The organism is Marivirga tractuosa, assembly GCF_042140215.1.
In the GTDB taxonomy this organism is placed as follows: Bacteria; Bacteroidota; Bacteroidia; order Cytophagales; family Cyclobacteriaceae; genus Marivirga; species Marivirga tractuosa_A.
This window is the reverse complement of sequence record NZ_CP159478.1, coordinates 2,129,783-2,142,466: the sequence shown is the minus strand read 5'-3', so window position 1 is coordinate 2,142,466 and position 12,684 is coordinate 2,129,783. Positions and strand designations below refer to the sequence as shown.

At 33.0% G+C, this 12,684-nt stretch carries 16 protein-coding genes; 11 read left to right on the top strand and 5 right to left on the bottom strand.

Translation table 11 applies throughout. From position 1 onward, the window contains the following. Nucleotides 1-194: 194 nt before the first annotated feature. The 5 genes from ABWH96_RS09775 to ABWH96_RS09755 form a co-directional block, all read right to left on the bottom strand. Nucleotides 195-1,259: a branched-chain amino acid aminotransferase gene (locus tag ABWH96_RS09775; RefSeq protein ID WP_375581267.1), complete on the bottom strand. Its 1,065-nt coding sequence runs from the start codon at nt 1,257-1,259 to the stop codon at nt 195-197. 57 nt (nt 1,260-1,316) lie between these two features. Next, nucleotides 1,317-1,865, bottom strand: a complete 549-nt coding sequence (locus tag ABWH96_RS09770; protein WP_375581266.1) for a cob(I)yrinic acid a,c-diamide adenosyltransferase — start codon at nt 1,863-1,865, stop codon at nt 1,317-1,319. Between the two features lie 439 nt (nt 1,866-2,304). Beyond that, a complete protein-coding gene (locus ABWH96_RS09765) occupies nt 2,305-2,463 on the bottom strand; it encodes a hypothetical protein (RefSeq protein WP_375581265.1) in 159 nt (52 codons plus the stop codon). A gap of 122 nt (nt 2,464-2,585) precedes the next feature. Continuing rightward, complete coding sequence (locus tag ABWH96_RS09760; protein ID WP_375581264.1) at nt 2,586-3,752, bottom strand: hypothetical protein; 1,167 nt, start codon at nt 3,750-3,752, stop codon at nt 2,586-2,588. A 481-nt stretch (nt 3,753-4,233) separates the two neighbouring features. Continuing rightward, nucleotides 4,234-4,884 (bottom strand): DUF6629 family protein, encoded by a 651-nt coding sequence (locus ABWH96_RS09755; RefSeq protein WP_375581263.1) that lies wholly within the window; start codon nt 4,882-4,884, stop codon nt 4,234-4,236. A 479-nt stretch (nt 4,885-5,363) separates the two neighbouring features. Here ABWH96_RS09755 and ABWH96_RS09750 point away from each other — a divergent pair, with 479 nt between their 5' ends. The 11 genes from ABWH96_RS09750 (at nt 5,364) to ABWH96_RS09700 (ending at nt 12,560) form a co-directional block, all read left to right on the top strand. Further along, on the top strand, nt 5,364-5,903 hold the full coding sequence (locus ABWH96_RS09750; protein WP_375581262.1) for a helix-turn-helix domain-containing protein: 540 nt from the start codon (nt 5,364-5,366) through the stop codon (nt 5,901-5,903). A gap of 235 nt (nt 5,904-6,138) precedes the next feature. Beyond that, the gene (locus ABWH96_RS09745) at nt 6,139-6,609 is read left to right on the top strand and encodes a hypothetical protein (protein ID WP_375581261.1); all 471 of its coding nucleotides are present in this window, start codon (nt 6,139-6,141) and stop codon (nt 6,607-6,609) included. A gap of 64 nt (nt 6,610-6,673) precedes the next feature. Further along, the gene (locus ABWH96_RS09740) at nt 6,674-7,762 is read left to right on the top strand and encodes an ice-binding family protein (RefSeq protein WP_375581260.1); all 1,089 of its coding nucleotides are present in this window, start codon (nt 6,674-6,676) and stop codon (nt 7,760-7,762) included. Nucleotides 7,763-8,336: 574 nt separating this feature from the next. After that, a complete protein-coding gene (locus ABWH96_RS09735; protein ID WP_375581259.1) occupies nt 8,337-8,690 on the top strand; it encodes an AraC family transcriptional regulator in 354 nt (117 codons plus the stop codon). Further along, nucleotides 8,687-8,899, top strand: coding sequence for a helix-turn-helix domain-containing protein (locus tag ABWH96_RS09730; protein ID WP_375581478.1), 213 nt, complete (start codon nt 8,687-8,689; stop codon nt 8,897-8,899). The genes ABWH96_RS09735 and ABWH96_RS09730 overlap by 4 nt, the downstream gene beginning before the upstream one ends. A 98-nt stretch (nt 8,900-8,997) precedes the next feature. Beyond that, complete coding sequence (locus ABWH96_RS09725) at nt 8,998-9,255, top strand: hypothetical protein (RefSeq protein WP_375581258.1); 258 nt, start codon at nt 8,998-9,000, stop codon at nt 9,253-9,255. A gap of 159 nt (nt 9,256-9,414) precedes the next feature. Continuing rightward, on the top strand, nt 9,415-10,062 hold the full coding sequence (locus tag ABWH96_RS09720) for a porin family protein (RefSeq protein ID WP_375581257.1): 648 nt from the start codon (nt 9,415-9,417) through the stop codon (nt 10,060-10,062). A 7-nt stretch (nt 10,063-10,069) separates the two neighbouring features. Next, entirely contained in the window at nt 10,070-10,228 is a 159-nt protein-coding gene (locus ABWH96_RS09715) for a lmo0937 family membrane protein (protein ID WP_375581256.1), read from the top strand. A gap of 147 nt (nt 10,229-10,375) precedes the next feature. After that, nucleotides 10,376-10,837, top strand: coding sequence for a hypothetical protein (locus ABWH96_RS09710; RefSeq protein WP_375581255.1), 462 nt, complete (start codon nt 10,376-10,378; stop codon nt 10,835-10,837). A gap of 67 nt (nt 10,838-10,904) precedes the next feature. Then, entirely contained in the window at nt 10,905-11,246 is a 342-nt protein-coding gene (locus ABWH96_RS09705; protein ID WP_375581254.1) for a cupin domain-containing protein, read from the top strand. Between the two features lie 213 nt (nt 11,247-11,459). Then, the gene (locus ABWH96_RS09700; protein ID WP_375581253.1) at nt 11,460-12,560 is read left to right on the top strand and encodes a DUF6544 family protein; all 1,101 of its coding nucleotides are present in this window, start codon (nt 11,460-11,462) and stop codon (nt 12,558-12,560) included. Nucleotides 12,561-12,684 lie beyond the last annotated feature (124 nt).

The following is a 12,684-nucleotide window of genomic DNA, read 5'->3' as shown; positions in this document are numbered from 1 at the left end:
TTTATCACTATTTTTCAATTCTTACACAAAAAGTATAATAGGTGATTATGAATCAAATTAAAAATCAAAAGTATTTCAATGCGACTCCCCCCTTGAGCAGGGCGAAGGGGGGTGTATCAAAAGAATTAAATAACCCCCATAAAAAAAGCCGCACAATCACTCATCATACGGCAAATTCAATATTTTGATATAAGTTAAAGCTTAAAAATCCAATCGAATTTATCTTCTGCTTCACCTAATTTAATAGCATCCATTGCTTTTAATACTTTATTCGAGAAATCTCTTCCTTCAACCGGAGGTAATTTATAATCCACTCCATCATGACCAATTAATTCTATATGGGCAATAGTGGCTGCAGTACCAGCACCAAAAGCATCTTGCAAAGTACCGTTTTTAGCTGCTTCTACTACTTCTTCTACACTAATTCTTCTTTCCTCCACTTTCATTCCCCATTCTCTTGCCAAGGTCAATACAGAATCACGTGTAATTCCTCTCAAAATAGTAGAACTTGCTTCAGGAGTGATTAAAGTATCGTTGATCACGAACATAATGTTCATGGTACCTGATTCTTCAATATATTTATGCTCTTTAGCATCTGTCCACACTAATTGATGATAACCTTGCTTCTGTGCTAATTTTGCAGGATATAATGAACCCGCATAATTACCAGCTGCTTTGGCATAACCTGTTCCGCCCTTAGCTGCTCGGGTAAATTCAGTTTCTATTTTCACTTTCACTGGTTCGCTATAATAAGCGCCCACAGGACAAGTGATAATCATAAATCTATATTTTTCAGATGGCTTGATGCCGATATAATCATCCATAGCAAAAACGAATGGACGAATATATAAAGCGGTATGCTCCCTGTTTGGAATCCAGTCTTTATCTAAATTCAACAATTCAGTCATAGCCTGCATGAAAAGCTCTTCCGGTACTTCCGGTATGCACATTCTTTCAGCTGACTTATTCAATCTTTTGGCATTTGCCTCAGGTCGGAAAACTACAGCCTCTCCATTGCTATTTTTATAAGCTTTTAAGCCTTCAAAAACAGACTGCCCATAATGTATAACACTTGAAGCCGGAGCCATGGAAAGATTTTCATAAGGTACAATTCTTAAATCGCTCCACTGACCATCTTCATAGTCCGCTATAAACATATGGTCAGAATAAACTTTCCCAAAAGGGATATTACTAAAATCCACCTCACTAATGCGGGAATTTTGAACTTTCTGAATAGAAATATCTAAAGTATCTAACATGATGGTCGGTTTAATTTAAAATTGCACGAAAGTACAAAAAAAAGGGCTTATTTCCAATTACTTTTTTGGTATCCAAGGCACTTCATTCGCATCCAATTCCTGCGTTAATTTGCGACTAAGCATGAATAAGTAGTCAGACAATCTATTTAAATAAGTGATTATCAAATCATTGACTTCTTCATGTTCTTTCAAGGCCACTACTCCCCTTTCGGCACGTCTGCAAACAGTACGGGCTACATGGGTAAAAGAAACCAGCTGATGACCGCCCGGTAAAATGAAATTTTTCATGGGCGGTAAGCTTTCGGTCATTTCATCTATGGTAGCTTCCAATCGCTCTACATCCGATTCTGAGATATCAGGAATAGGAAATTTGCTCTCCCCTGGCTCCTTTGCCAACTGCGAACCAATGGTAAATAATCTATCCTGTATTTCAATAAAAAGCAGGTTACGGGAAGTGTTTTCTTTATGGTCACGTAATACGCCCATCCAAGAATTCAGCTCGTCCACATTGCCGTAAGCATCAATGCGTAAATGCGCCTTAGATACCCGTGAACCACCCAATAAAGAGGTTTTACCTTTGTCTCCGCCTTTGGTATATATTTTCATATTTTATATAGTCTATATTCGTTACGCAAATATAGGAGAAAAGGGTGGAAGAAATTAGAGGTTTGGGTTTAGAAGTTGATAGATGGGATGATAAGATAGGGAAATATTATTTTGTTCGTTAAGGCAGTGTTCGTTATGGTTGCTAACGCCTGTATAAGACCCGTTTGCTAAACTAGGTTATGAAATACTGAAAGTAGTAGTTTATGCTTTTTTCTCCACAAACTGATACACTTTATAAATTGCAAAAGCTTAGAATAATTAAGCACTTTACTTGACCAGCGCAATCTCTGGTTGCCAGCTATGAAAAGCAAGCATAAATTACGGGCTATAAAGCAGTCGCCTATCTACAAGATGTTGAACAAATGGGTTTTATATTATTGGCATTTCGTTGTTTTTTTAAGCCATCAAATTACAAAAAAGTCATAAATTTTTAATCAGACTAACTTTTAGATTTCTTTGATATTCCTGCTACCAGCACTCCAACTCCCCCTCCCATTAGGAGGCTCCCAATAAAGTCGGCATTCTTATTTTCTACAACGAATGTTATTATAATTCCGATAATTAATACTACTAATCCCATTACTTGAATTTTGCTCATATAATTTCCTGTTTTTTGCGATGTTTTGAATGATGCCAACACTATGGCTATGGCTAGTGCGGGGTTTGATACCACTTACTTACCTGACTTTATGAACTTTATTAATTGCAATATGTTAATTTTTACCGACTAAAACCCGCATTGGCTATAGCTAATGTTGGTGGTAGTAATAACTCTTTTCTTAATTCTGCATTGAGATTTTCTTTTGTCAATCCAACATCATTTAGTAAGTACCAAAGATTGTATTCTCCTTTTAGAAGTTTTAACAGTTTTTCTTTACTATGTAAGCGGTATGTTCTTTCACATATCAATGCCCCGATCATATAAGGGATGGAGGTTTCACCAGCAAAGAATCGTTCGAAGGGTTCCAAATGCTTTGTAAAATCTATTTCGGGATTGTTTTCAAGATGACTCCTTAAGTTCTCTTTATGCCATGTATAGCTGAAGGCTCCACTTCCACCCACGTATGTTGCCATACCTTCGTTGATCAGTTGAGCTCTTGAAGGATATAATTCAATGATATAAAGGTGCATAATTTCATGTGTGTAAAACTCAGAACTGTTTCCTGAAAAAACAATATTGTGATGCGAAGATAAACCACCCCCACCTTCTCTATACATTATTGGATTATAGTCGAAGCCCTTAATTCTGAATAATTCCTTCAAGTTAGTGCAGGAATAATATGTTATTTCCAAGGGATCAATATTAAAAAACTCGGAGATTTCTTCAATATCTTCAAGTTGCTTTTGCGCTTCTCTGTCATTGAATTTTTTCTGAGGAGAGACAACATATTGCAAACTGCCTTTCTTAATTTTTGTCCAGTCTTTGGTGAGGTAATGAAGCGGATTACTAAGAACTATTCCATTTTCAGTTTCGGTAGCTACTATATTATATATACTTTTTATAGTATTTTCATTTGTAGAATCCTTGTGACCAATAAAGGCCAATTTCAGTAGTTTCTTTTTCTCTTCATCGGTCTTAACAATTTCCATTAAACTGGGCTGATAGTAATTTAGAATACTGTCGTTGTGCTCTATTTCGTAAATATCGTAATAAGGGTACAAAAAGGTTTCGAAGTCTTCTTGCGACCAAATTTCATTTTCTATATATGAATCATTCTTGGTTTCAAGGAATTTCTTAAGAGTGCTGATGATCTCTTGATTTTTGAGATTTGTTTGATCAACACTTGATGAGATAGTTAATTGAAGTCCGCCTAGTTTTTCCTCCTTTTCTTCTGTGCTACAGGAAACTATAATTGTTAATAAGATGATTCTTAAAAGTCTGTTCATACTACTTCCATTTTGTCTGACTAACGTCCTATAATACATTTAAAAATGAGCATCTTGTATCCCTCGCTTTTTTATTATTTTTTTAATTTTTCTGCTCTACCGTTAGCTTGCGAAGTCAGTGGCTTGGCAATATTGTGAATTACAACAATTAAATAATTACAATATTAACACTATCCCCAATATTCCACGGATAATAACATAAAATTTGTCATTATTTCACTTATAATTACTCAAACACACTTCAAAACAAAAAAACCATCAACAGACAGCCTTGCAGGTTTTGATAGTATGTTTGAACTGCTAATATAGGTGAAAAAGGAAGACTTTGAACATCTATATTATACTATTCCATCGAAATACTTGTCTAAAACTTATAAAAAGGTTTAATATAAGTTTAAACGGACGTTTGAACCTAACCACTTACGGAACTAAGTTCGAAGTGGTTATTTCCAAATTTATTATTGATACTATTCTTTTCTAACTACTTAGAATCTTTTCTTTTAGCGAAAAAAATCCAAAGAACCATCGCACTTAAAATTGCAGCGAAAAAACACCAGACTGAAACAACATATTGCGAATAGAATATTTCTGTGAAAATATAGGCCAGAAAAATTGCTCCCCCAAGAATCCACATTTTTCTATTTGAGGAGATAAGCGGAGGTATAACTATAACTGCCAAATACAAAATCCCGCCAATTACACCAAATTGCTGAAGATATGCTTGGTCATATGAAACATGATGACCAAGAATTTCTGCTTCTATATGTTGCGTAAACAGAAAATATGCCAATACAGTGGCAATAAGCACTCCTATCCCTACTAAAACTTTGCCTAAAATATTTTTTATTCCTTCTTGTTTTTCAAATTTATAAATAGAAAAAGGCACCCAGAAAGGCCAAAGCACTTGTGCAAAGAAAATAAAAGCATGTGCAGAAATACCCTCCATAAATGCATAGTCGGGATTGGTCAGCGATAGCCAAACAAAGCCTTCTGTAATTTGCTGTAAACCAAAAAAAAGTGGAATGCTTGCAAACGGAATCTCTGAAGGTTTCTTGGTTTTATGAAGGGAAGCTGCTCCAACAGAAGTTAAAACTGCTCCTGCTGCAAAACTGGCACTTGCTGAAAAACACATATACAATAATTTATATTCCGAAATAGCAATATCACTATATCGGTCATAAAATTTTCATTGAGAATTGACGATTTTCAGTGTTTTAACAAGAAAATGTTATTACTCAAAGGTAACAATAATTTCACAAGTGAATTTTGGGTTTTTATTAGACCCTCTAGGCACTAAAGCTTTAAAAATAAAATTTCAAAACACCTAAAATGTCACATACTTATTCAGGTAATGAAAAATAGTATTTGAAGCTATTATTACGTATATTAAGCTAATACCTAATTATACTTGTAAAAAATAAGTACATGTTAATTATGTATCATTTTTTCTTTAAATGCCTATAATTCATTCAGTATTAATATTCAATCAAAATACTCAAATGATCACGCACTATAACTTATAACACTCATTTTTTTTAAGGTATGCAACTCAATCCTATTCATATAGCCCTTCTATCTCCAGTAGCTAAAGAGAAACTGTATATAAAATACATGGTCAGCCTCCGCTGTAAATTAATGGTGCAGGAAGAACTCAAAAAACTAGATCTAAAACATTTGGTTGTGGAATTAGGTGCAGTTGAACTCCTTCAGGATATTTCTCAAGAACAACGTCAATTACTCAAGCAAAACCTGCTTAAATCAGGTTTGGAATTATTGGATAATAAAAAAAGCATCATAGTTGAAAAAATTAAGAATAGTATAATAGAGTTGATACATTTCACTGAAGAACAACCCAAGATAAATTATTCGGATTATATTAGTGAAAAACTAGGCTATGATTACACTTATCTTTCAAATCTATTTTCAGAAGTGAAAGGGATTACAATACAACAGTTTATTATTATTCATAAAATCGAAAAAGCCAAAGAGCTTATACTTTATGAAGAACTTAACACTTCCGAAATATCCTACAGGCTTAATTATAGTAGTGTTGCACACTTTTCCAATCAGTTTAAAAAAATTACCGGTCTAACTCCATCCTTCTACAGAAAATTAAAAGAAAAAAGACAAGGAAATCTAGAAGATGTTTAAAAACAAATCTTAATTAACCCATCATTTAAATTTTACCTCCATTTAATACCCCATTATTCTCCCTAATCAGTAACATCAGTGATTTATGTAAATCTCTTGTTTTATTGTGTAATACTCTTCGATGCTTAACCACCTAATATTGTATCACCATAAAACAAATGGTGAGCCCAATTGAAATAGGTTTAATACAAGGGTGGCACCTAAAAGCCAAAAGAGTTGATAAAACAAAATTGATATGATAAAAAAAATTAGCATTACGATTCTAATAACATTTTTAGCATTTGCCTATGGCCATGCACAAGATTACAATACAGGTATAGGTCTAAGAGGAGGATTTGCAAATGGAGTAACCATTAAGCATTTTGTTTCTCAAAAAGCAGCTTTTGAAGGTATCATTGCAAGTCGATGGAGAGGAATTGAACTAACAGGTCTTTATGAAATCCATGGCAGAGCTTTTAACACTGACAGACTAAACTGGTATGTTGGTTTTGGTGGCCACATTGGATTTTGGGATGGTAGAGATACAAGATGGGGAGATGATAGATCTTATACAGTTATTGGTCTGGATGGAATCTTAGGCTTAGAATATAACTTCACAGAACTTCCTATAAACTTAAGTGCTGACTGGAAACCTTCCTTTAACTTCTATGGACACTCTGGCTTTTGGGGTGACGGGGGAGCATTATCTATTCGTTACATTTTTTAATTCAGAACGAATTCTTAACGATTAATTGCACCAAATAATAAATACACTTTTTAAACACAATAAAATGAATCAATTTAAAACAATTCCAATTTTAGCGATGATGTTTTTCATGCTTATGGTAAGCTGTAAAGATAAGGACAAAGATGATCCAACACCAGTTGAAGATGCAGCGCCAACTGTTGAGTCAACTTCACCTGTAAGTGATGATATTAACGTTGCCCGAAATAATAATGTAGTTATTACATTCAGTGAGGACATGGATCCTTCTACTATCAATAGTTCGACCTTCACGGTTGAGCAAGGCACTACAGATATTAATGGGGATGTAGTATATTCAGAAACAAAGGCAACTTTTACGCCATCCGGTTCATTTGATGCGGCAAGCGAGTATACTGCAACAATTAATACTGATGCGAAAAGTCAAAAAGGTGTTAATTTAGAAGATAATTATGAATGGAAATTCACTACTAGTGGCTCAGACGAAAATATTGAAGGCGTTGATCTTGGAGCTTCAGGAAACTATGTGATACTCTCTAAAACGGCAATTAACAATGCAGGTACTTCAATAATAACAGGTGATTTAGGCCTTAGCCCAGCAGCTACATCTTTTATCACTGGTTTATCTTTAACTGATTTTACAGCATATGCTACCTCTGCACAAGTTACAGGAGAAGTTTATGCTGCAGACATGGCAGATCCAACTCCTATTGATCTTACTACGGCAGTAGAAAATATGATAACAGCTTATAATAATGCTGCAGGTAGATCAGAGACAGATTTCTTAGAACTTGGAGCTGGAAATATTGGCGGAAAAACATTATCACCAGGTGTCTATAAATGGACTAATACAGTTACTATTCCTGCTGATGTTACCATCTCTGGAAGTTCAACTGATGTTTGGATATTCCAAATTGCAGAAAATCTTAGCATGAGTTCTGCAACAAATATCATCTTAACAGGTGATGCAAATGCTAATAATATTTATTGGCAAGTCGCTGGTGAAGCAACTTTAGGAACAACTGCTCATATGGAAGGAATCATCTTATCCATGACTGGCATTACCTTTCAAACAGGTGCATCAATCAATGGACGTGCATTAGCTCAGACCGCAGTTATACTTGATGGAAATGCGGTAACTCAGCCTGCTGAGTAATATTTATCTCACCTTACTAAATAGAAGTTGCTCCCGCAGCTTCTATTTTTTTTGTATAAATTTAAGGAAATCACCCTTTCTTATGCAGCATAATAAATTGCATTAAAATAATTGGTTTACTCAAACCGAAACACATAAATTAAACTCCATTCTTAATTATTATTTTACAAGTAGTCTAAAAATAAATACTCTTTCAATATAAACTTATGTAGGCAAATAATCCTATTTATTATCTACAATATTTAATTTATTGTTCATTTATTACATGTATAGATGTAACTTATACAGCCATACCACTATAAGATTAATTTAAGCGCATTTCGAAAAAACTTAAATATTTTTTTAAATTAAAACTAGCGTTTTCGCACAAAATATAATTTAATTCACTCCAATCAAAGATTTACTTATCAACCTATAAAGCCACTCTCAATTGAGAAATCGCATTATTTCAGAAATCCCTTCTACTCAAATTCAAAATTATATTTTAATAAGTCAGTTTTTATACAAAATATTACGTTGAAGAAAGTAAACCTAAAATAGGCTAAAGTTTAGAAGTATATTAAACGTTAGTGTCATGAAAAAGCTATATATAAAATACATGGTCAGTTTGCGATGCAAAATGATGGTAAAAGAAGAATTAAATAAACTAGGACTAAATTGTGTTATTTTAAATTTAGGAATGGTAGAAATTTTGGAAGATATAACTGAATCACAACGTGAAGAATTGAAGGAGAACTTGAAAAAATCAGGATTAGAATTAATGGATGACAAAAAAAGCATTCTGATTGAAAAAATAAAAAATGTAATTATTGAGATGATTCATTATTGTGATGAACTACCAAAAGAAAACTACTCCTCTTACATTAGTAATAAATTAGGATATGATTATACCTATTTAGCAAATATTTTTCAGAAGTTAAAGGCATAACCATTCAACAATTTATTATCAATCATAAAATTGAAAGGATTAAAGAACTCTTGTTATATGATGAACTTAGTCTGTCAGAAATTTCCTTTCAGATGCATTATAGCAGTGTAGCACACCTTTCGAATCAGTTCAAAAAAACCACAGGTCTTTGTCCTTCCTATTACAAACAACTGAAACAAAAGAGAAGTGAAAACCTTGAAAACGTGTGATTTATGTATGTTTAAGTTTTGATTGTGTAAATCATTCTGGGCTTTAATAGGTCATCTTTGTAAAGTAATAACTCAGTTACAAATAAATTGTAAAGCTTATGAACTCAAAACAAAGTAAAAGCAACGGTGATTTTAAAATGAATGGTGATTGGGATACTCAATCTAAACAATTGAAATCAGACTACCCGGAACTTACTGATTCAGATTTAAGATATGAAAAAGGTAAGGAAAATGAATTATGCGGTAGAGTGGAAAACAGATTGAATAAAGATAGAAATACCGTTATGGGTATTCTTAATGAAAACCAATCTAAAAAGCCTAATCAATCTGAAAAACGTAATCAACCGATAAAATAAGGCTTTAAAAAGCTTAGTGAGAAAGGCAGGATAAAACCCTGTCTTTTTTTTATCCATCCTAAAAAGTGTGAAACATGTAATCTTCATCATGAAATGTGTAACAACTCTCTTCATGATATTTCTCAACTTTACTTAAACTTAATATAGTAAAAACGTAAAATGAAAAATCTTAAAATTTTAGCCACAGCAGCTTTTATGACCATATCTAGCTTTGCAATAGCACAAGAAAAAAGTAATGATTATAGAGAAAACATTTATTTTGGCCTGAAGGCAGGACTAAATGTATCCAACATATATGATTCTAATGAGGATGATTTTAATGCAGATGGAAAATTAGGCATGGTCGGTGGAGCAGTTTTAAATATGCCAATTAGTAAGTATTTCGGTATACAGCCAGAGTTCTTGTTCTCTCAAAAAGGATTTAAAGGTTCTGGAACTTTTCTGGGAAGCGAATATAATTTCACAAGAACAACTTCCTATATCGACATCCCTTTACAACTTACATTTAAAGCATCTGAATTTGCCACATTTGTTGCAGGTCCTCAATTTTCTTACCTAATAAACCAGAAAGATGTTTTCGATAATTCAGCTGGGAGTTTCACGCATGAAGAGGATTTTAAAAATGACAACATCCGCAAGAATATTCTTGGTTTTGTAGCAGGGATGGATTTATACTTAGATGGCTTTATAATTGGAGGCCGAGTGGGCTGGGATTTTCAAGACAATCATGGAGACGGAACATCAGACACTCCCAGATATAAAAATGCATGGTTACAGGGTACAATAGGTTATACATTATTTAAATAATAAAAACATGGGTAATATTCTTTACATTATCGCAGTAGTATTAATAATTCTTTGGCTAGTTGGATATCTGGGCTATGGCGCAGGTGGCTTGATTCACATATTAATTGTAATTGCAGTGGTCGCAGTTTTGCTTAGGGTAATTGGGGGTGGTAGATTCTTAAGATAATCGTTGGACTCTCTTATTAACTTTAATTTAACAACAGTAAATATTCCATATGTATAAAACATTCAAAATTGGATGCAATACTTTATACATAAACTATCAATACACATGAATACTAATAATCATCTTTAAAATTTTAAAAGCACTCAAATGAACATACCATTTAAGAATATTAAAATAAGCACAATAAAAACTTTCGCCATTACATTGGCCATAGGTGCGACATTACTTTTCACTAGTTGTAATTCCTCATCTGAAAAATTACAAAACGCAAAAGAAGATGTAAATGAAGCAAATGCAGATTTAAAAGAAGCAAAGCAAGAATACGCTGAGGAAGTAAGATTATTCAGGATCGAAGTAGGTAAAAAAATAACTGAAAACGATAAAAAAATTGACGAGATAAATGCCAAAATAAAAAACAGTAAAAATGAATTAAGAGCAGAATACGAAAAGCAAGTTGCTACTTTGGAGCAAAACAACGAAGAACTCAAAATAAAAATGGGGGATTACAAAGCAACCTCCAAAGAGAATTGGAAATCATTCAAATCTGAGTTCAATAAGGACATGAATAGACTGGGAAGTGCTTTAAAAAACTTCACAGTAGAAAATTAAAAAGAAAATATTTCAAAATTGAAAAAGGCTGGATTTTCCAGCCTTTTTCGTTTAATCAAATTATGATATGAAAACTGTTGAATTAGAAAAATCTGTAACACATATAACGGTGGAAATAATAGAGTATATCCCAAATTCAGTTGTAATCCAAACGGTATTAAAAAAATCAACAGGAAGCATCAGCGTTATGTCATTCGATAGTGGAGAGGGATTAACTGAAAAAATTTCTCCATTTGATTGCTATGCTCAAATCATTGATGGCCAGGCTGAAATCGTAATTGAAGGTAAATCTTCTATTCTTAAAACGGGGCAGTCCATCATTATCCCCGCCCATAAACCTAATTATATTAAAGCAAATGAACGATTTAAAATGATTTCAACCATTATCAAAAGTGGTTATGATTTATAAATGATGTAGATAGATGATTCTGTAAATATAGAATTTATGAACTCAACTTATTTCATCACTTTCTACTCAATTAAAGTAAAAACCCAATTAATGAATTTGAATCTCAATTACTGCTTCTTTAAATGTTTTAGCATTATATAATTTTCTCTAACTTGTTGTGGATATGGCTTAATCATAAAGTCATTTCAATCAGCAATCACAAAGCAAGACAAGATGAGGATAGCTCTATTTATAATTATTATAATCCATGGTCTATTGCATATACTTGGATTTGTAAAAGGATTTAGTTTAAAGGAAATAAAGGAATTGACAATCCCTATCTCTAAATCGATGGGATTAATCTGGTTAATCACAAGCATTCTTTATATAGCGTATGGAATATTGTTTCTGCTAAATCATAAAAACGCATGGCTTATTGGTTTTATAGCAGTTTTGCTTTCACAAATCCTGATTATTATCTTTTGGAAAGATGCTAAATTTGGCACTCTGCCTAATATCATCGTTTTGATTGTATCCTTGATATCTTATGGTCATTTCAACTTTCATAAATTGACATTATTAGAAACTAACACTATACTAAACCAAAGCAAAACCTCAAAAGTAAACCTGTTAACTGAAACCAGAATTAGTGAATTACCCAAACCAGTAAAAAGGTGGTTGAAAAATTCGGGTGCAATCGGAAAACCTATCATTACAAAAGGAAAAGTTATTCAAGAAGCCAAAATGAAAATGAATACAGATCAAAAAAACTGGCTTGAGGCCAAGGCTGTACAATATTCAATTATGGATACACCTTCTTTTATATGGATAGTTGACGTTAAAATGAACAAACTGGTGAATTTCCAAGGTAGAGACAAATTTTATGATGGAAAGGGAGAAATGTTAATTAAGTTAAATGCTTTAGTTAAGGTAGTAAATGAGAAAGGTGAGAAACTAAATGAAGGAACTATGCAACGATACTTAGGAGAAATGGTATGGTTTCCTTCCTTAGCTGTAAGTGAATATATTACCTGGGAACAAATTAATGATAGCACTGCAAAAGCAACTATGGATTACCAAGGAACTAAGGCTACTGGAACTTTCTTTTTTAATTCGAATGGAGACTTTATCAAATTTTCTGCTGACCGTTTTAAAGGAAACGAAGCTGATTCTAAACGTTATGAATGGGTGTTAACGGTAGATGATTATAAAACTTTTGAAGGAATAAAAGTACCCTCAAAAATGAAGGCAACTTGGAAACTAGAGAATATGGATTGGAATTGGTTGAAATTAGAAATCAAAGACATAAAGTACAATGAGAATGTTTTGCCTTAAAATAAATTGTCATGCAGAATCACCTATCAAAATAATTTTGTAATGAAACAAAATAGATTTAAAATTTGAGATTCAAGCAAAAGAAAAGCCGGGTCACTACTCCCGGCTTTCTTAACCTAAACCA

Excerpts from the sequence above, each read along its gene's own strand:
- ABWH96_RS09760 (WP_375581264.1), bottom strand. The coding sequence starts at position 3,752 with ATGAACAGACTTTTAAGAATCATCTTATTAACAATTATAGTTTCCTGT.
- ABWH96_RS09765 (WP_375581265.1), bottom strand. The coding sequence starts at position 2,463 with ATGAGCAAAATTCAAGTAATGGGATTAGTAGTATTAATTATCGGAATT.
- ABWH96_RS09705 (WP_375581254.1), top strand. The coding sequence starts at position 10,905 with ATGAAAACTGTTGAATTAGAAAAATCTGTAACACATATAACGGTGGAA.
- ABWH96_RS09700 (WP_375581253.1), top strand. The coding sequence starts at position 11,460 with ATGAGGATAGCTCTATTTATAATTATTATAATCCATGGTCTATTGCAT.
- ABWH96_RS09745 (WP_375581261.1), top strand. The coding sequence starts at position 6,139 with ATGATAAAAAAAATTAGCATTACGATTCTAATAACATTTTTAGCATTT.
- ABWH96_RS09735 (WP_375581259.1), top strand. The coding sequence starts at position 8,337 with ATGAAAAAGCTATATATAAAATACATGGTCAGTTTGCGATGCAAAATG.
- ABWH96_RS09720 (WP_375581257.1), top strand. The coding sequence starts at position 9,415 with ATGAAAAATCTTAAAATTTTAGCCACAGCAGCTTTTATGACCATATCT.
- ABWH96_RS09740 (WP_375581260.1), top strand. The coding sequence starts at position 6,674 with ATGAATCAATTTAAAACAATTCCAATTTTAGCGATGATGTTTTTCATG.
- ABWH96_RS09775 (WP_375581267.1), bottom strand. The coding sequence starts at position 1,259 with ATGTTAGATACTTTAGATATTTCTATTCAGAAAGTTCAAAATTCCCGC.
- ABWH96_RS09710 (WP_375581255.1), top strand. The coding sequence starts at position 10,376 with ATGAACATACCATTTAAGAATATTAAAATAAGCACAATAAAAACTTTC.
- ABWH96_RS09770 (WP_375581266.1), bottom strand. The coding sequence starts at position 1,865 with ATGAAAATATATACCAAAGGCGGAGACAAAGGTAAAACCTCTTTATTG.
- ABWH96_RS09715 (WP_375581256.1), top strand. The coding sequence starts at position 10,070 with ATGGGTAATATTCTTTACATTATCGCAGTAGTATTAATAATTCTTTGG.
- ABWH96_RS09750 (WP_375581262.1), top strand. The coding sequence starts at position 5,364 with ATGGTCAGCCTCCGCTGTAAATTAATGGTGCAGGAAGAACTCAAAAAA.
- ABWH96_RS09755 (WP_375581263.1), bottom strand. The coding sequence starts at position 4,884 with ATGTGTTTTTCAGCAAGTGCCAGTTTTGCAGCAGGAGCAGTTTTAACT.
- ABWH96_RS09725 (WP_375581258.1), top strand. The coding sequence starts at position 8,998 with ATGAACTCAAAACAAAGTAAAAGCAACGGTGATTTTAAAATGAATGGT.